Source organism: Streptomyces flavofungini, from assembly GCF_014650815.1.
Taxonomy (GTDB): Bacteria; Actinomycetota; Actinomycetes; order Streptomycetales; family Streptomycetaceae; genus Streptomyces; species Streptomyces flavofungini.
This window is the reverse complement of sequence record NZ_BMVR01000001.1, coordinates 102,713-123,699: the sequence shown is the minus strand read 5'-3', so window position 1 is coordinate 123,699 and position 20,987 is coordinate 102,713. Positions and strand designations below refer to the sequence as shown.

Annotated in this window: 19 protein-coding genes; 11 read left to right on the top strand and 8 right to left on the bottom strand. The window is 71.8% G+C overall.

What is annotated here, in order from left to right; genetic code table 11:
- Positions 1-80: 80 nt before the first annotated feature.
- The 3 genes from IE274_RS00540 to IE274_RS00530 all read right to left on the bottom strand — a co-directional run bounded on the left by IE274_RS00540 (position 81) and on the right by IE274_RS00530 (position 3,115).
- Entirely contained in the window at positions 81-947 is an 867-nt protein-coding gene (locus IE274_RS00540; protein ID WP_190113526.1) for a DUF4429 domain-containing protein, read from the bottom strand.
- Between the two features lie 75 nt (positions 948-1,022).
- Entirely contained in the window at positions 1,023-2,234 is a 1,212-nt protein-coding gene (locus IE274_RS00535; protein ID WP_190113525.1) for an alpha/beta hydrolase, read from the bottom strand.
- Between the two features lie 275 nt (positions 2,235-2,509).
- Positions 2,510-3,115, bottom strand: a complete 606-nt coding sequence (locus IE274_RS00530) for a TetR/AcrR family transcriptional regulator (protein ID WP_190113524.1) — start codon at positions 3,113-3,115, stop codon at positions 2,510-2,512.
- Positions 3,116-3,396: 281 nt separating this feature from the next.
- Here IE274_RS00530 and IE274_RS00525 point away from each other — a divergent pair, with 281 nt between their 5' ends.
- Complete coding sequence (locus IE274_RS00525) at positions 3,397-3,798, top strand: peptidase inhibitor family I36 protein (protein WP_229909064.1); 402 nt, start codon at positions 3,397-3,399, stop codon at positions 3,796-3,798.
- Here IE274_RS00525 and IE274_RS00520 read toward each other — a convergent pair.
- Together IE274_RS00520 and aceE are read right to left on the bottom strand one after the other, a co-directional pair.
- Positions 3,779-4,591, bottom strand: coding sequence for a potassium channel family protein (locus tag IE274_RS00520; RefSeq protein WP_190113522.1), 813 nt, complete (start codon positions 4,589-4,591; stop codon positions 3,779-3,781). The genes IE274_RS00525 and IE274_RS00520 overlap by 20 nt on opposite strands.
- A gap of 139 nt (positions 4,592-4,730) precedes the next feature.
- Complete coding sequence (gene aceE, locus IE274_RS00515; protein WP_190113521.1) at positions 4,731-7,463, bottom strand: pyruvate dehydrogenase (acetyl-transferring), homodimeric type; 2,733 nt, start codon at positions 7,461-7,463, stop codon at positions 4,731-4,733.
- Positions 7,464-7,927: 464 nt separating this feature from the next.
- On the opposite strand from aceE, the gene IE274_RS00510 reads away from it, so the two are divergent.
- From IE274_RS00510 to IE274_RS00485, 6 genes are all read left to right on the top strand, one after another.
- Positions 7,928-8,359, top strand: a complete 432-nt coding sequence (locus tag IE274_RS00510; protein WP_190113520.1) for a DUF3052 domain-containing protein — start codon at positions 7,928-7,930, stop codon at positions 8,357-8,359.
- 185 nt (positions 8,360-8,544) lie between these two features.
- Complete coding sequence (locus tag IE274_RS00505) at positions 8,545-9,003, top strand: peroxiredoxin (protein WP_190113519.1); 459 nt, start codon at positions 8,545-8,547, stop codon at positions 9,001-9,003.
- Positions 9,004-9,119: 116 nt separating this feature from the next.
- Positions 9,120-9,695 carry a TerD family protein gene (locus IE274_RS00500; protein ID WP_190113518.1) on the top strand — a complete coding sequence of 192 codons (576 nt, stop codon included), beginning with the start codon at positions 9,120-9,122 and terminating at the stop codon, positions 9,693-9,695.
- Between the two features lie 146 nt (positions 9,696-9,841).
- Complete coding sequence (locus IE274_RS00495) at positions 9,842-10,417, top strand: TerD family protein (protein WP_190113517.1); 576 nt, start codon at positions 9,842-9,844, stop codon at positions 10,415-10,417.
- 146 nt (positions 10,418-10,563) lie between these two features.
- Positions 10,564-11,706, top strand: a complete 1,143-nt coding sequence (locus tag IE274_RS00490) for a DUF475 domain-containing protein (protein WP_190113516.1) — start codon at positions 10,564-10,566, stop codon at positions 11,704-11,706.
- Positions 11,707-11,927: 221 nt separating this feature from the next.
- Positions 11,928-12,674, top strand: a complete 747-nt coding sequence (locus IE274_RS00485; RefSeq protein ID WP_190113515.1) for a TerD family protein — start codon at positions 11,928-11,930, stop codon at positions 12,672-12,674.
- 43 nt (positions 12,675-12,717) lie between these two features.
- Here the strand turns inward: IE274_RS00485 and IE274_RS00480 are convergent, their stop codons facing one another.
- A complete protein-coding gene (locus IE274_RS00480) occupies positions 12,718-13,620 on the bottom strand; it encodes a TerD family protein (protein WP_190113514.1) in 903 nt (300 codons plus the stop codon).
- 355 nt (positions 13,621-13,975) lie between these two features.
- On the opposite strand from IE274_RS00480, the gene IE274_RS00475 reads away from it, so the two are divergent.
- The 4 genes from IE274_RS00475 to IE274_RS00460 all read left to right on the top strand — a co-directional run bounded on the left by IE274_RS00475 (position 13,976) and on the right by IE274_RS00460 (position 19,045).
- Positions 13,976-15,142, top strand: coding sequence for an HpcH/HpaI aldolase/citrate lyase family protein (locus tag IE274_RS00475; protein WP_190113513.1), 1,167 nt, complete (start codon positions 13,976-13,978; stop codon positions 15,140-15,142).
- Positions 15,139-17,838 (top strand): phosphoribosyltransferase, encoded by a 2,700-nt coding sequence (locus IE274_RS00470; RefSeq protein WP_190113512.1) that lies wholly within the window; start codon positions 15,139-15,141, stop codon positions 17,836-17,838. The genes IE274_RS00475 and IE274_RS00470 overlap by 4 nt, the downstream gene beginning before the upstream one ends.
- Positions 17,835-18,677, top strand: a complete 843-nt coding sequence (locus IE274_RS00465; RefSeq protein WP_190113511.1) for an HAD family hydrolase — start codon at positions 17,835-17,837, stop codon at positions 18,675-18,677. The genes IE274_RS00470 and IE274_RS00465 overlap by 4 nt, the downstream gene beginning before the upstream one ends.
- A gap of 152 nt (positions 18,678-18,829) precedes the next feature.
- The gene (locus IE274_RS00460) at positions 18,830-19,045 is read left to right on the top strand and encodes an FmdB family zinc ribbon protein (protein WP_190113510.1); all 216 of its coding nucleotides are present in this window, start codon (positions 18,830-18,832) and stop codon (positions 19,043-19,045) included.
- Between the two features lie 69 nt (positions 19,046-19,114).
- Here IE274_RS00460 and IE274_RS00455 read toward each other — a convergent pair whose 3' ends face one another.
- Together IE274_RS00455 and IE274_RS00450 are read right to left on the bottom strand one after the other, a co-directional pair.
- The gene (locus IE274_RS00455) at positions 19,115-20,215 is read right to left on the bottom strand and encodes a sugar kinase (RefSeq protein ID WP_268255548.1); all 1,101 of its coding nucleotides are present in this window, start codon (positions 20,213-20,215) and stop codon (positions 19,115-19,117) included.
- Positions 20,212-20,835 (bottom strand): bifunctional 4-hydroxy-2-oxoglutarate aldolase/2-dehydro-3-deoxy-phosphogluconate aldolase, encoded by a 624-nt coding sequence (locus IE274_RS00450; RefSeq protein ID WP_190113509.1) that lies wholly within the window; start codon positions 20,833-20,835, stop codon positions 20,212-20,214. Before IE274_RS00450 ends, IE274_RS00455 begins: the two co-directional genes overlap by 4 nt.
- Between the last annotated feature and the right edge of the window lie 152 nt (positions 20,836-20,987).

The window sequence follows — 20,987 nt, the reverse complement described above, 5'->3', positions numbered from 1 at the left end:
GCGACCAGCCACGATGTAGCCGCATCCGCCGAACCAGACCGGCCCCCAGCCCGGTGGGCACCCCAAGGCCCAGGGGCCGGCTAAAGCTCAGCCAGCAGCTCGGCCTTCTTGGCCGTGAACTCGTCGTCGGTCAGCAGACCGGCCTGGTGCAACTCGCCGAGGTGGCGAATACGGTCGGCGATATCGGCGGGATCACGCCGGACGGCGGGCGCGGCGGCGGGGATCACGGCGGGCGCGGGCCCCGAGGCCCGCACAGCGGCGAGGACGGACGCGGCGAACGGCAGCGACTCGTGCACCGGCCCGTACCCGAGCCCGAACACGACGGCCGCCGGATCCTGGTCCGCCTGCGCGGGCTGAGCGATCGGCGACTCGCGGCGCAGCAGCCGCAGATGGCCCTCGAAGACCTCCGGCGACCGCCACTCGACCCCGCTCAGGTCGGTGACCAGGAAACTCTGGTCACCGGCCTTCCACTTGGCCGACGAGGCCCCGGTCCAGAACCAGCGGAAGGCCACCGCCTTGCCGTCGAAGGACGCCTTCCCGTCGTACGCCTTGAACTGCAGCGGCGCCTCGGGCGCGGCCACCAGATGCCGCTCCGCCGGGCCCGGGTCGTCCGCCGGGAGGGCGGCGCGCAGCTCGTCCGCGTAGTACTCGGCGAGCGTCTCGCGCTCCGCCGGGAGCACCAGGCGGTACGGATCGGAGCCGTCCTTGAGCTGTCCCGCGGCCGCCTCCATGAGCGGGTCGGCGCCCGGTCTCGGGACGGCGTGCAGGACGGTCGTCCCGCGTTTGCCCGGTGTGAGAGTGACCCCCGCGATCGCCTCATGAGGGATACGGCGCTCACCGAGAGCCTGGAACAGCTTCGGCGTACGGATCCCCCGTTCGAAGCGGATGAGCACGGAGTCGGACTCGAACTCCCAGGCGGCGTGAAATCCGGCCAGTACATCACCCATGCGGCTCATCGTATGCGGCACGCGCTTCTCCGTCTCTCCTGCGGCGGGCCGCTGTTTCGTCGATTTCTACGCGCGTCAGGCCGCTGTCGTACCGGACATACCTTCCTGGCAGGCCACGGACTTGCTGGCGCAGCGCACCTTGTCGTACGCGCCGACGCCGATCTGGGCGAAGTTGCGGAGGCTGTCCGTGCCCGGCTCGAAGTAACCGGTGTGGCCCCGGGCGCGGTCGGCGGACACCACGCGCGCGCCGAAGCCCGCGGAGACGGGGTCGGCGCCGTGGCCGAGCCCGCCGACTTCCATGTGCGGCACATCCTGGATCCAGTCGTCGCTGTCCCGTGCGGCCCAGATCCGCGCCCGGGTGCCGAGGCCGGTGGCGCGGTCGGCGCGCATGCCGGGGCTGCCCGCGACCGCGATGTCGGTGACCCGCCGGGGGAGTCGGTTGGCCGCGACTCCGCACACCACGGAGCCGTAGCTGTGGCAGTACAGCGCCACCGCGGCCCGGCCGGGCAGCGCGCTCACCAGCGAGTCGAGGCGGACCGCCCCGTCGTCGGCGCGCATCGAGGTGGCCGCGTCCACGCCGAGGCCGACGGGCGCGGTGTAGTCGGCCCAGGCGATCACGGCGGTACGCGCGCGGGGGGCGGCCGTGCGCTCCGCGCGGTACAGCGCCTTCGCCATGCCGACGGGCGCCGCGTACTTGCGCTGGGTGCGTTCGAAGGTGAGGACGTTCGTGTCGACTCCGGGCACGACGACCGACACCCGTCCGGCCCGGTCGAGGTCTCCGTAGACCTCGGCCATGCGCCCCGAGCCCATCGGGTCGAAGGCGAGGACCTGCCGGTCCGGGCGCATCATCACGCCGAACCGCTTCATCCTGCGCTCCGCCTCCTGCTTGCCCACGGGTGAGAGGCGGTCGTCGTGGACGCGCTTCTTCTCGATCGCGCGCGCCTGCTGCAGAGCCACGCGGTTCGCGCGGTAACGCAGTTGTACGGGGACGCCGTTCATGTTGCCGACGGCGAGGGGGTAGCGGGCGGCGAGGCGCGTGCGCTGCTGCGCGGTGAGCGACGCGAAGAACCGCGCGAGCCGGGCGGCCGGGGCGCCGGAGTCGGGCAGGTCACGGCCGTCGATGCGGCCCCGGTCCCAGGCGGCCATGGTGGCTTCGAGCGGCGAGCCGGCGCCTCTGTGCTGGCGCACCGCGGTCCAGCCGGTGGTCGCGAGCATGACGAAGACCACGGTGAGCGCGAGCAGTGCGCGCCAGACGCCGAGTTGGGGGGATGAGTCGAAGGAAGTCACTGCGGGACACCCTAGGAGAAGCGCGAAGCCTCCCGTGCACGGGGTGAGGCAGATCACGTTTCCAGAGGGGTAATTGTGGCGAACCGGACACTTCTCTTGCGTATTCGTCACACTCTGTGCATGGGGTGTGCGCACGGAGCGCGTGCGGCGCGCGGTCACCCGGAGTGCGCCGGGGCCACTCAACGTAGCCGCGCCGGTGGGGAAATCGGCCTGCGGGGTACGCCGATCCGGGGTGCGCTTCGGCCCCGGTCACCCCGTGTGCGTCAGCGCGTACGTCAGTCCTTGCGCCAGTCCTCGGAGAGCGCCGGGCCCAGGTGGTCGAGGTTGGACTCCGTGATCGCGCGGATCGAGTCGACGCTGATGTCCTCGCCCGCGCCCCACAGCCGCCCGGTGACCCGCATGACGCCACTGAACGCGGCCACCGCGACGCGCGGGCGCGGATCGGTGGCGAGGTCCAGGCCCTCGCGCTCGGCGATCACCTGTGCGATCTGCCCCTCCATCTCGATGGAGCGGCGCAGATGGACGGCGAGGAGCGCGGGGGTCGACTCGATCATCCGGTAGGTGCGCATGTGGAGTTCGACCGGGACGACCGCCTCGATGGACTCGCCCACCGCGTCCCAGGAGCCGAGCACGGCCCCGCGCAGCGCCGCGAACGGGGCCTCGTCGGCGGGCCGTTCGCGCAGCGCCCGCATGAACCGCGCCTCCACCATCTCCTGCATGGCGAAGGCGGCTTCCTGCTTGCCCGCGAAGTGCCGGAAGAACGTGCGCTGGGAGACGTCCACGGCCTCGACGATCTCGTCGACGGTCGTCTCCTCGTACCCCTTGGTGGTGAACAGTTCCAGCGCCGCGCGCAGCAGAGCGTCCCGCGTGCGCTGCTTCATTCGTTCGCGCAAGCCCGGACCGGTCACGCCCCGCACCCCTTTTCTCCCGCCCGTTCGGCCGGCTCACCATACCCACGCCGGTGCGTCCGCGAGCCGGCTGCCGGGGGCCCGGCTCACGCCGCGCGCGGCCGTCTCAGGGGAAGCCCCTCCGGGTTCGCTCCGGGGGCTTTCGCCTATCAGGGTGAGCGGTGCGAGAACCCCTTTCCGGCCCCGTGTCCCACGGTCGAGAGTGACGGCAAATGAGCGTGACGACACGGGGGTTGATGCACATGCGTGCGACCATGCGATCCACCTTGCCCGCCACCACGGCCGGAGCCACGGCCGTCCTGGCGCTGACCACGGCCGCCCTGGCCGCCGTGGTCCTGACACCCGCACACGCCGGGGCCGCCGGACCACCACGGCTCGGCGGCTGCGGCCCGGGGGAGCTCTGCCTCTGGGAGAAGGCGGGCTTCAAGGGCCAGCGGCACACGTACGAGCTGGCCGGTACGGACATCGAGAGCTGTGTCGCGCTGCCGGAGGGGGGCAGCGCGCAGGCCATCGCCAACCGCACCGGCCGGCCCGTCACGACGTACCAGTCGGCGGAGTGCGCCGAGACGGGGGAGTTCAACACCTATCCGGGCAACGGCACGTGGGCGCCCGAGTCGCCGTACAAGGTGCGGGCGTTCAAGATCTGGGAGAGCTGAGCGGCGGCCCCGCCCCGCCGACGGCGTCCTCGGGCGCGGTGGCCTGGCGGGGCGCGGTGGCCGTCACCGGCACCCCGGACAGGGCGCTGACCTGGGCGCGCAGGGCGATGACCTCCGCGGTCAGGGTCTCGATCGCGGCGGTCTGGCGGCGCTCCTCGGCGTCGTCCTTCTCGAAGCGGGCGATGAACCAGGCCGCGATGTTGGCGGTGACGACACCGAGCAGCGCGATGCCCGACAGCATCAGGCCGACCGCGAGGACCCGGCCGAGCCCGGTCGTCGGCGCGTGATCGCCGTAGCCCACGGTGGTCATCGTGGTGAACGACCACCACACGGCGTCCCCGAGCGTCTTGATGTTGCCGTCCGGCGACTCCCGCTCCACCGAGAGCACGGCCAGCGAGCCGAACATCAGCAGCCCGACCACGGCGCCCACCACATACATCGTCAGCTTGATCTGCGACGCCATCCGGGCCCGCCGCCCGACCAGGAGCAGGGTGGAGACGAGCCGCAGCAGCCGCAGCGGCTGGATCATCGGCAGGACCACGGCGCACAGGTCGAGCCAGTGCGTGCGCACGAACCGGGCCCGGTGACCGGTGAGCGCGAGCCGCACCAGGTAGTCGACGGCGAACGAGCCCCAGACGCACCACTCCACCGCGGTGCAGGCGCGCGTCACGGACTCACCCGCCTCGGGCCTGACTATGGGCACGGCGTAGGCGACCGCGAAGGCCACGGCGAGCGCGAGCAGCGGACGCTGCGTCCGGCGCTCCCAACGGACCTGTGCCGACTGTTCCTTCATGACCGCATCGTAGAAAGCCCGAAGGGCGGCGGGCCCATGGCCCACCGCCCTTCGCACTGATGAGGTGTTTATGTACCAGTCGTACCGGTTGCGTGGACCGTAGCGGCCGATCAGGCCGATCCGGTCACCGCGACCGGCGTCAGGCGTCGCCCCCGGCGGCGCCCGGGTCGGCCGCCGCGACGTCCAGGAGCTGGTAGCGGTCGATCGCCTGCTTCAGGACGGAGCGGTCGATCTTGCCCTCCCGGGCCAGCTCGGTGAGCACGCCGACCACGGTCGACTGGGCGTCGATGTGGAAGAAGCGGCGGGCGGCGCCACGCGTGTCCGCGAAGCCGAAGCCGTCCGCGCCGAGCGACTGGTAGGTGCCCGGCACCCAGCGGGAGATCTGGTCGGGCACGGACCGCATCCAGTCGGAGACGGCCACGAACGGCCCCTCGGCGCCGGTGAGCTTCCGCGTCACATAGGGGACGCGCTGCTCCTCCTCGGGGTGCAGCAGGTTGTGCCGCTCCACCTCGACGGCCTCGCGGCGCAGTTCGTTCCAGGAGGTCGCCGACCAGACGTCCGCCTTGACGTTCCACTCCGCGGCGAGGATCTGCTGGGCCTCGACCGCCCACGGCACCGCCACGCCGGAAGCGAGGATCTGGGCCGGAATGGCGCCCTGCTCACCGGACTTGAAGCGGTAGATGCCCTTGAGGATGCCGTCGACGTCCACATCGGCGGGCTCGGCCGGGTGCTGGATCGGCTCGTTGTAGACGGTGAGGTAGTAGAAGACGTCCTCGCTGTCGGGGCCGTACATCCGGCGCAGGCCGTCCTTGACGATGTGCGCGATCTCGTAGCCGAAGGCCGGGTCGTAGGCGACACAGCCCGGGTTGGTCGAGGCGAGCAACTGTGAGTGGCCGTCCGCGTGCTGCAGGCCCTCGCCGGTCAGGGTCGTGCGTCCCGCGGTCGCGCCGAGGACGAATCCGCGCGCCAGCTGGTCGGCCATCTGCCAGAACTGGTCGCCGGTGCGCTGGAAACCGAACATCGAGTAGAAGACGTACACCGGGATCAGGGGCTCGCCGTGCGTGGCGTAGGCCGAACCGGCGGCGATGAGGGACGCCGTGCAGCCCGCCTCCGAGATGCCGTCGTGCAGCATCTGGCCCGTCGGCGACTCCTTGTAGGCGAGGAGCAGTTCGCGGTCCACGGCCTCGTACTGCTGGCCGAGCGGGTTGTAGATCTTCGCGCTCGGGAAGAACGCGTCCATGCCGAAGGTGCGGTACTCGTCGGGGGCGATCAGCACGAAGCGTTTGCCGATTTCCTTGTCCCGCATGAGGTCCTTCAGGATGCGGACGAACGCCATGGTGGTGGCGATCGACTGCTGACCCGAACCCTTCTTCGCGGTCGCGTACGTCTTGTCCTCGGGGAGTTGCAGAGGCTTCGAGCGCACCACGCGGGTCGGGACGTAGCCGCCGAGACCCTTGCGGCGGTCGTGCATGTACTGGATCTCTTCCGAGTTCCGGCCCGGGTGGTAGTACGGCGGCGCGCCGTCCTCCAGCTGCTTGTCCGTGATCGGCAGGTGCAGCCGGTCGCGGAAGCCCTTGAGGTCGTCGACCGTCAGCTTCTTCATCTGGTGGGTCGCGTTGCGGCCCTCGAAGTTCGGGCCGAGCGTCCAGCCCTTGACGGTCTGGGCGAGGATCACCGTCGGCTGGCCCTTGTGGGCCTTGGCCGCGGCGAACGCCGCGAAGATCTTCTTGTGGTCGTGACCGCCGCGGCCCAGGTGCAGGATCTGGTCGTCGGTCATGCCCTCGACCATCGCCCGCAGCCGCTGGTCGTCACCGAAGAAGTGGTCGCGGATGTAGGAGCCGGTCTCGGTGGCGTACGTCTGGAACTGGCCGTCGGGCGTGGTGTTCAGCCTGTTGACCAGGATGCCGTCCCGGTCCTGCGCGAGCAGCGGGTCCCAACTGCGGTCCCACACCAGCTTGATGACGTTCCAGCCGGCGCCGCGGAACTGCGACTCCAGCTCCTGGATGATCTTGCCGTTGCCGCGTACCGGGCCGTCCAGGCGCTGCAGGTTGCAGTTGACGACGAAGGTGAGGTTGTCGAGCCCCTCGCGCGCGGCGATGGACAGCTGGCCGAGCGACTCCGGCTCGTCCATCTCGCCGTCGCCGAGGAACGCCCAGACGTGCGACTTGGAGGTGTCGGCGATGTCGCGCGCCGCCATGTAGCGGTTCATCCGCGCCTGGAAGATCGCGCCGAGCGGGCCGAGGCCCATGGAGACCGTCGGGAACTCCCAGAAGTCCGGCATCAACCGCGGGTGCGGATACGACGAAAGGCCGTACGGCGCCTTGGACTTCTCCTGCCGGAACGCGTCGAGCTGCTGCTCGGAGAGCCGGTCCAGGAGGAAGGCGCGGGCGTAGATGCCGGGCGACGCGTGCCCCTGGAAGAAGATCTGGTCGCCGCCGTCGCCCTCGTCCTTGCCGCGGAAGAAGTGGTTGAAGCCCACGTCGTACAGCGACGCCGAGGAGGCGAAGGTGGCGATGTGGCCGCCGACCCCGATGCCCGGGCGCTGCGCGCGGGACACCATCACGGCCGCGTTCCAGCGGGTCGCGTTCAGGACCTTGCGCTCGATCTCCTCGTTGCCGGGGAAGAACGGCTCGTCCTTGGTGGCGATCGTGTTGACGTAGTCCGTGCTGCGCATCTCGGGCACGGCGACGCGCTTCTCGCGGGCGCGTTCGATCAGTCGGAGCATCAGATAGCGGGCCCGCTCGCGGCCGCGCTCGTCGACGGCCGCATCGAGGGAGTCGAGCCATTCCTGGGTCTCTTCTGGATCGAAATCCGGGACCTGGCTGGGAAGGCCGCCAATGATGATCGGGTTGCGATCGGATCCGGAAGCCACGCTGTTCCTTCGCTGTGTTGTCGCGCGGTGCGCGCGATCGGAATGGTGCTCTGCCTGGGCTCTGCTCAGAACTCTGTCGTCGGTGGTGGCAGGGGTGCGTCCCGCCCGTCGTGCTGTCCGTACGGCGTCCGGGCGTACCGGTCCGTACGACGTTCACCATCGTCTACCCCGGCGATGGATACGTCATCTCTACCCCCAGGTAACCGAGACGTCGGCCGCTGTCCCTGGGGTAGGCTCGACCAAATCGCAACGATACGCCCATCCCGCCCAACGGCTCCGCGGAGCCGTCCGGCCCCTTCCGGATGCGGCCGCAGTTGCGGTGACACGGTCGGGAACGTCACCGTTTAGGCGGTCTCGACGGCCGGGTACTTGCGCGATCCGTCCCGCCCGTGTGGACTACGGCCAATGCCCCGCGCACGCGCGGGGCCGAAGGCATTCCCAAGAACAAGATCAGGAGGCAATCCGTGAGCGCGACCGCGGACCACGCGGAGACAAACCTTGCCGTAAGGCTTGGTTTCCAGCCCGACCAGGTGGTCCAGGAGATCGGCTACGACGACGACGCCGATCAGGAGCTCCGCGAGGCCATCGAACAGGCCACCGGCACCGAGCTCGTCGATGAGGACTACGACGACGTGGCAGATGCCGTGGTGCTCTGGTTCCGTGAGGACGACGGGGACCTGACCGATGCGCTGGTCGATGCCCTCGCGTACATGGAGGAAGGCGGTTCGATCCTCCTCCTCACACCGAAGACCGGGCGCGACGGATACGTCGAGCCCAGCGAGATCGGTGAAGCCGCCACCACCGCGGGTCTGTCCCAGACCAAGAGCATCAACGCGGGCAAGGACTGGAACGGCTCGCGGCTGATCACGCCCAAGGGAGCGGCCAAGAAGCGCTAGCCGGCTCCCGGGCCCCGGCCCGCAGCAGCCCTGTGAGGCCCCCGACGCCACCGTCGGGGGCCTCACGCGTATCCGCCCGCCCCGCGCGCCCCGGCCGCGCGCTCCACGCCCGCCCCGCACCCCCGGCCACCCGATGCGTACGCTGGGGTCACCCGAACGGCTTCGTGGAAGGGAAGTGGGTATTCGTGGCTCTTGAGGTGGGCGGGAAGGCCCCTGAATTCGAGCTGAAGGACAACCACGGGCGCACGGTGCGGCTCGCGGACTTCCGGGGGCAGAAGAACGTGGTGCTGCTCTTCTACCCGTTCGCGTTCACGGGGGTGTGCACGGGTGAGCTCTGCGCCCTGCGCGACGAGCTGCCGAAGTTCGTCAACGACGACACCCAGCTGCTCGCGGTCTCCAACGACTCCATCCACACCCTGCGCGTCTTCGCCGAGCAGGAGGGCCTGGAGTACCCGCTCCTGTCGGACTTCTGGCCGCACGGCGAGACCTCGCGGGCGTACGGCGTCTTCGACGAGGACAAGGGCTGCGCGGTGCGCGGCACCTTCATCATCGACAAGGACGGCGTGGTGCGCTGGACCGTGGTCAACGGCCTGCCCGACGCGCGGGACCTGAACGACTACGTGAAGGCGCTCGAGAACCTCTGAGAACACCCGTGTGGAAGCCTGTGGCCACCGGGAACCGGTCACTAGGATCCACACGTTGATCCGATGGCAAGCACGACTGGGGCTCCCCGCCCCTGGACACTATTTAGGGAGGACTCGTGGGAGTCAGCCTCAGCAAGGGCGGCAACGTATCGCTGAGCAAGGAGGCGCCGGGCCTGACCGCAGTTCTGGTCGGCCTCGGCTGGGACGTCCGCACCACCACCGGTACGGACTTCGACCTCGACGCCAGCGCCATCCTGACCCAGGCCGACGGCAAGGTCAGCAGCGACCAGAACTTCGTGTTCTTCAACAACCTGAAGAGCCCCGACGGCTCCGTCGAGCACACCGGTGACAACACCACCGGTGAGGGCGAGGGCGACGACGAGGCGATCAAGGTCAACCTCGCCGCGGTGCCGGCCGACATCGAGAAGATCGTCTTCCCGGTCTCGATCTACGACGCCGAGAACCGCCAGCAGTCCTTCGGCCAGGTCCGCAACGCGTTCATCCGCGTGGTGAACCAGGCCGGTGGCGCGGAGATCGCGCGCTACGACCTCTCCGAGGACGCGTCCACGGAGACGGCCATGGTCTTCGGCGAGCTGTACCGCAACGGCGCCGAGTGGAAGTTCCGCGCCGTCGGCCAGGGGTACGCCTCGGGCCTGCGTGGCATCGCGCAGGACTTCGGCGTCAACGTCTGAGCCGAGCAGTACCCAGCCAAGCCGTCCGGCGCCGCACTCGACAGGTGCGGCGCCGGACGCGCTCGGCACCGCACGGCCGCCGTGTCCCGGCCCTCGCGCCGGGGCACGCGGCAGCCACAGGCAGCACCTCGGGGAGGACCAGCATCATGGGCGTCACGCTCGCCAAGGGAGGCAATGTCTCCCTGTCCAAGGCCGCACCCGATCTCACCAAGGTGATGGTCGGCCTCGGCTGGGACGCTCGCTCCACCACCGGAGCCCCGTTCGACCTGGACGCCAGCGCGCTGCTGTGCCAGTCGGGCCGGGTCCTCGGCGACGAGTGGTTCGTCTTCTACAACAACCTGACGAGCCCGGACGGCTCCGTCGAACACACCGGCGACAACCTCACCGGCGAGGGGGAGGGCGACGACGAGTCCCTGATCCTCGACCTCACCAAGGTCCCGGCGCACTGCGACAAGATCGTCTTCCCGGTCTCCATCCACGACGCGGACAACCGGGGGCAGACATTCGGTCAAGTCAGCAACGCCTTCATCCGGGTGGTGAACCAGGCCGACGGCCAGGAGCTCGCCCGCTATGACCTCAGCGAGGACGCCTCCACGGAGACCGCGATGATCTTCGGCGAGGTGTATCGATACGGCGGCGAGTGGAAGTTCCGCGCGGTCGGGCAGGGGTACGCGTCCGGCCTGCGGGGCATCGCTCTAGACTTCGGAGTCAATGTTTCCTAAAGGACTCTCCCCGGGTTCCCCAAACGGCTGACGGTCCACCCGGCAGCCGAACGGGGAGCCCGGGGGCATCCCCTTGGCGACGGCTCCGCGAAGCCCGAGCCGGGGACGGCGCGGGGGAGACCCGTACACACACGATTGGGTAGCCAGTGGTTCTGAAAACCTTCGGCTGGTCGTTCGCAGTTACTGCGCTCGGCTTGGTCGCAGCGGTGCTCTACGGGGGGTGGACGGGCTTCGGGATCGTGGCGATCCTGTCCGTCCTCGAGATCTCGCTGTCCTTCGACAACGCGGTGGTCAACGCCGGAATCCTGAAGAAGATGAATGCCTTCTGGCAGAAGATCTTCCTCACCATCGGCGTGCTGATCGCCGTCTTCGGCATGCGCCTCGTCTTCCCCGTCGTGATCGTCGCCGTCAGCGCGAAGATGGGCCCGATCGAAGCGGTCAAGCTCGCCCTGAACGACAAGGACCAGTACCAGCAGTTCGTGACCGACGCGCACCCGTCGATCGCCGCCTTCGGTGGCATGTTCCTGCTGATGATCTTCCTCGACTTCGTCTTCGAGGACCGGGACATCAAGTGGCTGGGCTGGCTGGAGCGGCCGCTCGCCAAGCTCGGCAAGATCGACATGCTCTCGGTCTGCATCGCGCTGATCGTGCTGCTCGTCACCGCGATGACCTTCGCGACCCAGGCGCACCAGCACGGCGGCGCTCATGCGGACAAGGCGCAGACGGTCCTGATCTCCGGTATCGCGGGTCTCATCACCTATCTGGTGGTGGGCGGACTCTCCGGCTTCTTCGAGAACAAGCTCGAGGAAGAGGAGGAGCGCGAGCACGAGCAGGAGGAAGAGGCCAAGCGCAGCGGCAAGCAGGTCTCGGCCGTCCAGCTCGCGGGCAAGGCCGCGTTCTTCATGTTCCTCTACCTGGAGGTCCTGGACGCGTCCTTCTCCTTCGACGGGGTCATCGGCGCCTTCGCCGTCACCAACGACATCGTCCTGATGGCGCTCGGCCTCGGCATCGGCGCGATGTACGTCCGGTCGCTCACGGTCTACCTGGTCCGCCAGGGCACCCTCGACGACTACGTCTTCCTGGAGCACGGCGCGCACTACGCCATCGGCGCCCTCGCCGCGATCCTGCTCATCACCATCCAGTACGAGATCCACGAGCTCATCACCGGCTCGGTCGGCGTGATCCTCATCGCTGCCTCGTTCTGGTCGTCCGTGCGCCGCAACAAGCGGCTCGCGGCCGAGGAGGGCACGGGCTCGGACGAGAAGACGGAAGTCCCGTCCGGCGTCTAGCGCCACCCCGCTCGAACACCGCGATGGCGGCGTCCCCCACCCGGGGGGCGCCGCCATCGGCGTACCCGGGGTGACGTACGGTGGGCCGACTTCGGGATCCGGACGTGTGGGGCCCGCTTCGGTGAGGAACGCTCTTGTGCGGGGCGGTAGTTGAGGCGAGACCCGGGGGCCGCCCCACGACGTACGTACCGAAGCGCGGGGCATTTTCTTCTGGGGGTGGCATGTCCTTCTGGGACGGTCTGCGGCCGGGGCGTTCGATGGATTTCGCATCGGGCAGCGCCGCGACCAACTCCATCGAGCTGACCAAACGGCATCCGACGGTCTCGCTGACCAAACAGGGCGCGGCCACGGGCAATCTGCGGGTCACCCTGACCTGGCAGATGCGGACGTCCGACCTCGTCGGCAAGAAACGTGCGGGCGAGAGCCTGCTGCGGCACCCGCTGAAGATGTTCCAGCCCGAGCCGGTGCAGGCGCACACGCAGAGCATGGTCAACGTGGACCTCGACCTGGGCTGTCTGTACGAGCTGACGGACGGCAGCAAGGGCGTGGTGCAGCCCCTCGGCAACTTCTTCGGGAGCCTCAACTCCCCGCCGTACGTGAAGGGCAGCGGCGACGACCGGTTCGGCTCGGGCTCCGGTGAGACGGTCTACATCAACCTCGACCACCGCGAGTCGATCAAGCGCCTGCTGGTGTTCGTCTACATCTACGACCAGACGCCCGCCTTCGACCGCACCCACGCCAAGGTGACGCTCTACCCCAGCAACGGCCCGCGCGTCGAGATCGACCTGGAGGAACGCGCCCCGCAGGCCCGCTCCTGCGCGGTCCTGACGATCGAGAACATCAAGGACGAGCTGATCGTGCGCCGCGAGGTGCGGTACGTGTACGGCTTCCAGGCCGAGCTGGACCGGCTGTACGGCTGGGGGCTGCAGTGGGGCCGCGGCTACAAGACCAAGGTGGGCGGCACCTGAGCCGCCCCGCGCGAGCGGCCCGGCGGGGCGGGTGCCGACCGGCTCAGCGGGGCAGGAACTGCGGCCCCTGCGGGGGCAGCCGGAAGTTCGGGTCGGGCACCGGCGCGGGCGCGACCGGATGCGGGTAGCCGTACGCCGGTACGGGGGGCTGGGTGGGCGCGGGCTGCGGGTAGCCGTAGGCGGGCTGCGGCGCCGGGTAGCGCGGCGGCTCGGGCGGGTAGCCGTACGCGGGCTGGGGTGACGGCGGGGGCGCGGCCGGGTACGGGGCCGGGGGCTGGGCGTGCACCGGGGCGGGCGGCGGGACGGTGTGCGCCGGGGGTACCGGGGCGGGGCCCGTCGTGCCCAGGCGCTGCGTCTGCGGCAGGGACGCGTCGGGCGTCGGCTCGGGCACGGCCTCCGACTCGTCCACGGAGATGCCGAAGTCGGTGGCGAGGCCCACCAGGCCGTTGGAGTAGCCCTCGCCGAGGGCGCGGAATTTCCAGCCCTCGCCGCGGCGGTACAGCTCCCCGCAGATCAGCGCGGTCTCGGCGCCCGTCTCCGGCGTGATGTCGAAGTACGCGAGCGGCTCGCCGTCCCCCGCGGCCGGTGAGGCGTCGTACAGCAGGATCCGCAGCGCGCGGACGTGCTCGAAGGGCACGTCGTCGGCGGACGCGACGAGCAGCACCCGGCCGACCGCCGGGTCCAGGCCCGCCAGGTCGGTCTGGACGGTGTCCGTCAGGCCCTCGGCGACCCGCTTCTTGCCCAGGCGCCAGACCTTGCCGGAGGGGTGGCGCGGCTGGTTGTAGAAGACGAAGTCCTCGTCGGAGCGCACCCGTCCCTCGGTGCCGAGCAGCAGCGCCGACGCGTCGACGTCGGGGGCGCCCTGGCGCGGCGTCCAGCGCAGCACGGCGCGGACGGCGGTGGCATCGAGCGGGACGTTCGACCCCTTCAACATCGCGTGCGTCATGCGGTCATCCTGCCTTCCTGGTCCTCGGCCGGACAACGCGGGTCCCCGGCCCGGCGCCGCCCTGTCCCCGCCCGGCCGCGGACCCCGCCGCCCGGGCGTACGCTTTCGGACACGTGCCCGCTCCGGCACCGTCCTGCCCGTGTCCTGCCCGTCTTGTGGCCTATGACACCTGCCTGTGCCGGTGTGGGGCACTCGTGTGCGACATGGCCGGGTTACCTGAATTTCATGCCCGGAGGGAACCTCCGACACCCGCTCCTACGTACTATTACCGGCCACATCACTTCGGGTCGCGTCGGCGATACGTCGGATCGCGTCGGCGATACGGGCGATATCAGGAGAATCCCAGGGGAACCCCATGCGTCATTTCGGGCACATAGCCCCAGAGGTACGACAGCGCCTCTTCCATCGGGAGCCGTGTGCCTTCACCGCGGACTCCCCGCCGCAGCTCCTCGCGGTGGCGCTGGGCGCCACGTTGTACAGCCCGGCCACCAGGCCGAGGCTCGCGGACGACATCCTCAAGCAATCCAGCCGTGGCGTGATCTCGATGGTCATCTGCCTGGAGGACTCGATCGGCGACGCCGACGTCGCGGCCGCCGAGGAGAATCTGATCCGGCACTTCGTGGATCTCGCCGGGCGCCCGGACGTCGAGCCGCCGCTGCTCTTCATCCGGGTCCGTGCCGCGGAGCAGATCCCTGACCTGGCCCGCAGGCTCGGGCCCGCGATCCGGCTGCTGTCCGGATTCGTACTGCCGAAGTTCACCGAGGAGCGCGGGGTTCCGTTCCTGGAGTCCCTCACGGCCGCCGAGGCCGCCACCGGGCGCCGCCTGTTCGCGATGCCGGTCCTTGAATCGCCCCAGCTCCTGTACCTGGAGAGCCGCGGCGACGTCCTCGCGGGCATCTCCCGCACCGTCGACAAGTACCGCGACCGGGTGCTCGCGCTGCGCCTCGGCGTCACCGACTTCTGCTCGGCGTACGCCCTGCGCAGACCCCCGCACATGACGGCGTACGACGTCCAGATCGTCGCGTCCGTCATCGCCGACGTGGTCAACCACCTGGGCCGGGCCGACGGCACCGGCTTCACCGTCACCGGGCCGGTCTGGGAGTACTTCCGCGTCCAGGAGCGGATGTTCAAGCCGCAGCTGCGGCAGAGCCCCTTCCTCCAGGTCCGCGCCGAGGAGCTGCGCCAGGCCCTCATCGAGCACGACCTGGACGGCCTCCTGCGCGAGATCGAGCTGGACCGGGCCAACGGCCTGCTCGGCAAGACCTGCATCCACCCCTCGCACGTCCTGCCCGTGCACGCCCTGTCCGTCGTCAGCCACGAGGAGTTCAGCGACGCCCAGGACATCCTGCGCCCGGAGCGGGACGGCGGCGGCGTCATGCGGTCCGCGTACACGAACAAGATGAACGAGGTGAAGCCGCACCGCGCCTGGGCCGAGCGGACCCTGCGCCGCGCGGAGGTCTTCGGCGTCGCGCGCGAGGACGTCGGCTTCGTGGAGCTGCTCAGCGCGGGGCTGCCCGCGTGACCGAGAACGTGATCAAGGCAAGGAAGACGGAAGACGTGGTGTGGTCGGGTACGTGGGTCGCTGAGCGGCTCGGGGTCGAGCTGGTCGAGGGCGGAACCGGAGGAAGCGGTGGGGACGGCGCCGCCGGGCCGGGCCCGCTGAAGGAACTGCTCGGGCTCGCCCTGCGCCGCAACCCCAAGCGGGCGCACCTGCTCGTGTCGAACGTCCTCGGCAAGCACGTGCCGCAGCACCCGTCGGTGATCTGGCGCTCCGGGTACGACCTCGGCGTCCGCGTCCGCGACCTGCTCGGCGCCGACGAGGCGGCCCGCGCCGTCGTCCTCGGCTACGCCGAGACGGCGACCGGACTCGGCCACAGCGTCGCCGACGGCCTCGCCCTCGCCCCCTACCTGCACTCCACCCGCCGCCCCGTCGCCGGTGTCGAGCGCGCGGGCGGCTTCGAGGAGTCCCACTCGCACGCCACGTCCCACCTGCTGCTCCCGGCGGATCCCCGGCTGCTCGCGGGCGACGGGACGCTGGTCCTCGTCGACGACGAGTTCTCCACCGGCAACACCGTCCTGAACACCATCCGCGCCCTGCACGAGCGCTTCCCGCGCCAGCGGTACGTCATCGTCGCCCTCGTCGACATGCGCGCCCCCGCGGACCGCGACCGCCTCGACGCCTTCGCCCGCGACCTCGGCGCCCGCGTCGACCTGATCGCCCTCGCCTCCGGCACGGTCCGGCTGCCCGCCGGCGTCCTGGAGAAGGGGCAGGCGCTGGTCGCCCGGTACGAGGCGGAGGTGCCGCCGGAGCCCGCGCCGGGCGGGGAGCGGGCGCCCGTCACGCGCGTCGACCTGGGCTGGCCCGCGGAGGTGCCCGACGGCGGCCGGCACGGCTTCACGGCCGCGCACCGGGCCCGCCTGGAGGCGGAGCTGCCGGGCATGGCGGAGCGGGTCGCGGCCGCGCTGCCACAGGAGGCCCGCCGGGTGCTGGTGCTGGGCTTCGAAGAGCTGATGTACGCGCCGCTGGCCCTGGGCGTGGCGCTGGAGCGGAGGCTGGGCGGGGGCGCGGCGGGGGCCGGTGACGGCGCCGCGGACGGCGTGGGCGTCGGCGTGGGCGCCGCGGGCGTCGAGGTCCGGTACTCCACGACCACCCGCTCACCCGTCCTCGCCGTGGACGACCCCGGCTACGCCATCCGCACCCGCCTGGTCTTCCCGGCGCACGACGACCCGGCCGACGGCCCGGGCCCGCGCTACGCGTACAACGTGGCGGGCGGCGGCTTCGACGCGATCGTGGCCGTCGTGGACTCGGTCGCGGACACGGACCGGCTGCACGCGGCCGACGGCCTGCTGGCCCAGCTCTCCGCGCACACCGGGCGGGTGCTGCTGGCGGTGGTCCCGTCGTACGTACCCTCGTACGCGCCCGACGCCGAGGCCGAAGGCTCCGCCGCCCCCGCCGCCGACAGCACCACCCCGACCACCCCGCACCGCACCACCCCCGAAAGGCCCCCCGCCGTGCTGCCCGACCCCCTCCGAGGCCCCGCCTTCTCCTCCTACGCGCCCGATGACGTCGGCTGGCTGCTCCAGGACCTGTCGGACGTCACGCTGGAGGCGCCCACCGAGGAGCGCGAGGAGGCCATCCAGAGCGGCGGCGCGCACTACGCCGAGTCGCTGCCGGTGGAGTACCAGCCGAGCCCGCGCTACCAGGAGCTGTTCCGGGCCGCGCTCGACACCTCCGCGGCCCGGATCGCGCAGGCCGTCGGCACGGTCACCGAGACCGTCCTCGCCGAGTTCCCCAGCCGAAAGCGCGCGGGGACCCCCACTCCCCGCGCGGACGGCACCGGCCGCCCCGTCCTCGTGTCCCTGGCCCGCGCGGGCACCCCCGTCGGCGTCCTGATGCGCCGCTGGGCCCAGCACCGGCGCGGCCTCGACCTGCCGCACTACGCCGTGTCGATCGTGCGCGGCCGCGGCATCGACGCCAACGCGCTGCGCTGGCTGGCCGCCCACCACGACCCGGCGGACGTCGTCTTCGTCGACGGCTGGACCGGAAAGGGCGCCATCACCCGTGAACTCGCCGCCGCCATCGAGGAGTTCGAGGCGGCGGGCGGCGCCCCGGGCTTCGACCCGGCGGTGGCCGTGCTCGCCGACCCCGGCTCCTGCGTGCGCACCTACGGCACCCGCGAGGACTTCCTCATCCCGTCCGCGTGCCTCAACTCCACGGTGTCCGGGCTGATATCGCGTACGGTGCTCCGCGCCGACCTGGTCGGTCCCGACGACTTCCACGGCGCGAAGTTCTACCGCGACCTCGCGGACGCCGACGTCTCCGCCGACTTCGTGGCCGCGGTCGCCGCCCGCTTCGACGAGGTGGCCGACGCCGTGGACGTCCAGGTCAAGGAGCTCCTCGCCGCGGACCGCGCGCCCACCTGGGAGGGCTGGGCCGCCGTCGAGCGCATCAGTGAGGAGTACGGCATCCACGACGTGAACCTCGTCAAGCCCGGCGTCGGCGAGACCACCCGGGTGCTGCTGCGCCGCGTCCCGTGGAAGATCCTCGCCCGCCGGGGCGCGGGCGCCGACCTCGACCACGTCCGGCTGCTCGCCGAGCAGCGCGGCGTACCCGTCGAGGAGGTCGCCGAACTCCCGTACACCTGCGTGGGGTTGATCCACCCCAAGTACACCCGCGGCGCGACCGGCGCCGACGGCAAGGCGGTGGCCGGCGCATGAGCACCCTCCGCACCCCCGCCCCCGGCGGCCCCCGCCCACTGGTCGCCAGCGACCTCGACCGCACCCTCATCTACTCCGCCGCCGCCCTCGACCTGCGCATGCCCGACGCCGAGGCGCCGCGCCTGCTCTGCGTCGAGGTTTACGAGGGCAAGCCCCTGTCGTACGTCACGGAGACCGCCGCCGGACTCCTCGCGGAGCTCGCCGTACGCACCGTCTTCGTGCCCACGACGACCCGCACCCGCGAGCAGTACCACCGCATCCATCTCCCCGGCCCCGTACCGGAGTTCGCGATCTGCGCCAACGGCGGGCACCTGCTGGTCGACGGCGAGTCGGACCCGGCGTGGCGCGCCGCCGTCGACCGCCGCCTGGCCGCCGAGTGCGCACCCCTCGACGAGGTCCGCGCCCACCTGGTGCGCACCGCCGACCCGTCCTGGCTGCTCAAGGAACGCGTCGCCGAGGACCTGTTCGCCTACCTCGTCGTGGACCGCGCCCTGCTGCCGTCCGGCTGGGTCAAGGAACTGGGGGAGTGGGCCGAGACCCGCGGCTGGACCGTCTCCCTCCAGGGCCGCAAGATCTACGCCGTGCCGCGCCCGCTCACCAAGAGCGCGGCCATGCGCGAGGTCGCCCGCCGCACCGACGCCCCCGAGACCCTCGCCGCCGGTGACTCCCTCCTGGACGCCGACCTCCTCCAGGCCGCCACCCACTCCTGGCGCCCCTCCCACGGCGAACTCGCCGACAAGGGCTGGACGGCCCCGGGCCTGACGGTGCTCCCGGAGCGGGGCATCGCGGCAGGCGAGGAGATCCTGCGCCGGTTCCTGGGGCGGTCGGCGGCGGCATAGGCCCTCTGGGGCCTGTCCGACGGGGCGGCGCGGCGGCGCGGCGGCGCGGCGACCCGTCGGACAGGCCCTGGTCCGCTCTGTGGGCAGGGGGCGGACCCCGGTGCCGGGCGACCCCTCCCCGTCACGGCGCCCCACCCCCGTACCCTGTCCCCATGCCCCGCTACGAGTACCGCTGCCGCCCCTGCGACACCACCTTCGAGCTGACCCGCCCCATGGCGGACTCCGCCGCCCCGGCCACCTGCCCCTCCGGCCACGAGGACACGGTGAAGCTCCTCTCGACGGTGGCGGTGGCGGGCACGGCCTCGGCACAAGCACCGGCACCCGCCGCAGGCGGAGGCGGCTGCTGCGGGGGCGGCTGCTGCGGCTGACGGGCTGGACCGGGGCTGATGCGCCGGACCGGGGCCGACGCGCCCGCGCCGGGGCCGATGCCCCCGCCTCTAGCGCAGCACGGCCCCGTCCCCGCCCTCCAGCATCTCCAACTCCCCCCGAGTGGGTGCCCCCTCCCAATCCCCCCGAGAGGCCACGGCGAACGCCCCCGTGGTGACCCCCCGCCCGAGCCGCCCGGCCACGTCCGCCCCGTCGAGCAACGCGGACAGGTACCCGGCGACAAAGGCGTCCCCCGCCCCCACGGCGTCCACAGCCCGCACCACCCGCGCGGGACAGTGGAGTTCCCCGCCCTCGGTGTAGGCGGTGGCCCCAAGAGAACCGAGCTTGACGACGACCTCGCGGACCCCGAGGCCGAGCAACACCTCCGCCTGGTCGGCGAGTTCACGCGAAGCGTCCTCGGCGGGCGGCAGGCACAGCGGCACCTCGTCGTCGGAGGCGACGAGGACGTCGACGTACGGGACCCAGTCCCGCAGCACAGCCCCCGCGTCCTCGCGACTCCACAGCCGGGACCGGAAGTTGACGTCGAGGCACACCTGCGCGGAGTGCTCCCGCGCAAGCCGCAGCGCCCGCTCGCACGCGGCCCGCGGCCTCGCCCCCAACGCCGGGGTGATCCCGCTCAGATGCAGCACCCGAGGCGGCGCGCCGTCCCCGAAGGCCCGCTCCACGGCGTCGGGTCCGAGCCGCGACCCGGCCGACCCGGCCCGGTAGTAGTGCACCCGCGTCACCTCGGGCAGCCGCGGCTCGAAGAGCAGCAGCCCGGTGGGCGCCCCCGCGTCCCGCCCCGCGCCGGAGACGTCCACCCCCTCGGCCCGCAGCGTGCGCAGCACCAACTCCCCGGCCTCGTCGGCACCGACGGCCCCCGTCCACCGGACGGTGTGCCCGAGCCGCGCCAGGCCGATGGCGACGTTCGACTCGGCCCCGGCGACCGACACGGCCATCGTCCCGCCCAGCTTCAGCGGCCCGTCCCCGCGCAGGGCGACCATGCTCTCGCCGAAGGTGAGAACGTCCGCCTGCCCCCGGTCGGCGACGTCCGCCTGCCCCCGGTCGGCGACGTCCGCCTGCCCCCGGTCGGCGACGTCCGCCTGCCCCCGGTCGGCGACGTCCGCCTGCCCCCGGTCGGCGACGTCCGCCCGCCCCCGGTCGGCGCTCACCCGCACACCGCCACGAACCGCGCCGCCCGCGCCCGCAGCGCCCCCAGGTCCCCGCCGTCCGCCGCGTCACCGACCAGTGGTGAGCCGACGCCGACGCCGACCGCGCCGAGCGCCAGATACGCGGCCGCGGCCGCCGCGTCCACGCCGCCGACCGGCACGAACGGCAGGTCGGGGAACGGCCCGCGCAACGCCTTCAGATAGGCGGGCCCGCCCACCGCCGACGCCGGAAAGATCTTGAGGGCGGTCGCGCCCGCGGCCTGGGCCGCGATCACGTCCGTCGGTGTGAGGACCCCCGCGAGCACGGGCAGCCCCCGCCCGACGGCGGCGTCCACGCCCGGCCCGAGGCCCGGCGTCACCACGAGGTTCGCGCCCGCGTCGACCGCCCGCCCCGCGTCGTCCGCCGTGAGCACCGTGCCCGCGCCCAGCCACGCCTCCGGCCCGAGCTCGGCCCGCGCCCGCCGTAGCACGCCCAGCGCGTCGGTGCCGCTCAGGGACACCTCGACCAGGGGCACACCGGACGCGACGAGCGTCATGACCGTACGGAACGAGGCCTCCGCGTCCGTGCCGCGCACGATGGCGACGAGCCGCCGCGCCCGCAGATCCCGCATGAAGTCGACCATGGCCCCAGGCTCGCACAGCGCCTCCGGCGCGCGTCTGCGCCCCCGAGGGAGCTCGGTGCCCCCGGCGCACTCCAGCCCTGGGCACACTCCACCACCCCGACGTACTCCACCACCCCGACGTACTCCACCACCCCGACGTACTTCAGCGCCCC

Coding starts and splice junctions, on each gene's coding strand:
- IE274_RS00540 (WP_190113526.1), bottom strand. CDS start 947: ATGGGTGATGTACTGGCCGGATTTCACGCCGCCTGGGAGTTCGAGTCC.
- IE274_RS00530 (WP_190113524.1), bottom strand. CDS start 3,115: ATGAAGCAGCGCACGCGGGACGCTCTGCTGCGCGCGGCGCTGGAACTG.
- IE274_RS00525 (WP_229909064.1), top strand. CDS start 3,397: ATGCGATCCACCTTGCCCGCCACCACGGCCGGAGCCACGGCCGTCCTG.
- IE274_RS00520 (WP_190113522.1), bottom strand. CDS start 4,591: ATGAAGGAACAGTCGGCACAGGTCCGTTGGGAGCGCCGGACGCAGCGT.
- IE274_RS00495 (WP_190113517.1), top strand. CDS start 9,842: ATGGGCGTCACGCTCGCCAAGGGAGGCAATGTCTCCCTGTCCAAGGCC.
- IE274_RS00485 (WP_190113515.1), top strand. CDS start 11,928: ATGTCCTTCTGGGACGGTCTGCGGCCGGGGCGTTCGATGGATTTCGCA.
- IE274_RS00480 (WP_190113514.1), bottom strand. CDS start 13,620: ATGACGCACGCGATGTTGAAGGGGTCGAACGTCCCGCTCGATGCCACC.
- IE274_RS00475 (WP_190113513.1), top strand. CDS start 13,976: ATGCGTCATTTCGGGCACATAGCCCCAGAGGTACGACAGCGCCTCTTC.
- IE274_RS00465 (WP_190113511.1), top strand. CDS start 17,835: ATGAGCACCCTCCGCACCCCCGCCCCCGGCGGCCCCCGCCCACTGGTC.
- IE274_RS00460 (WP_190113510.1), top strand. CDS start 18,830: ATGCCCCGCTACGAGTACCGCTGCCGCCCCTGCGACACCACCTTCGAG.
- IE274_RS00450 (WP_190113509.1), bottom strand. CDS start 20,835: ATGGTCGACTTCATGCGGGATCTGCGGGCGCGGCGGCTCGTCGCCATC.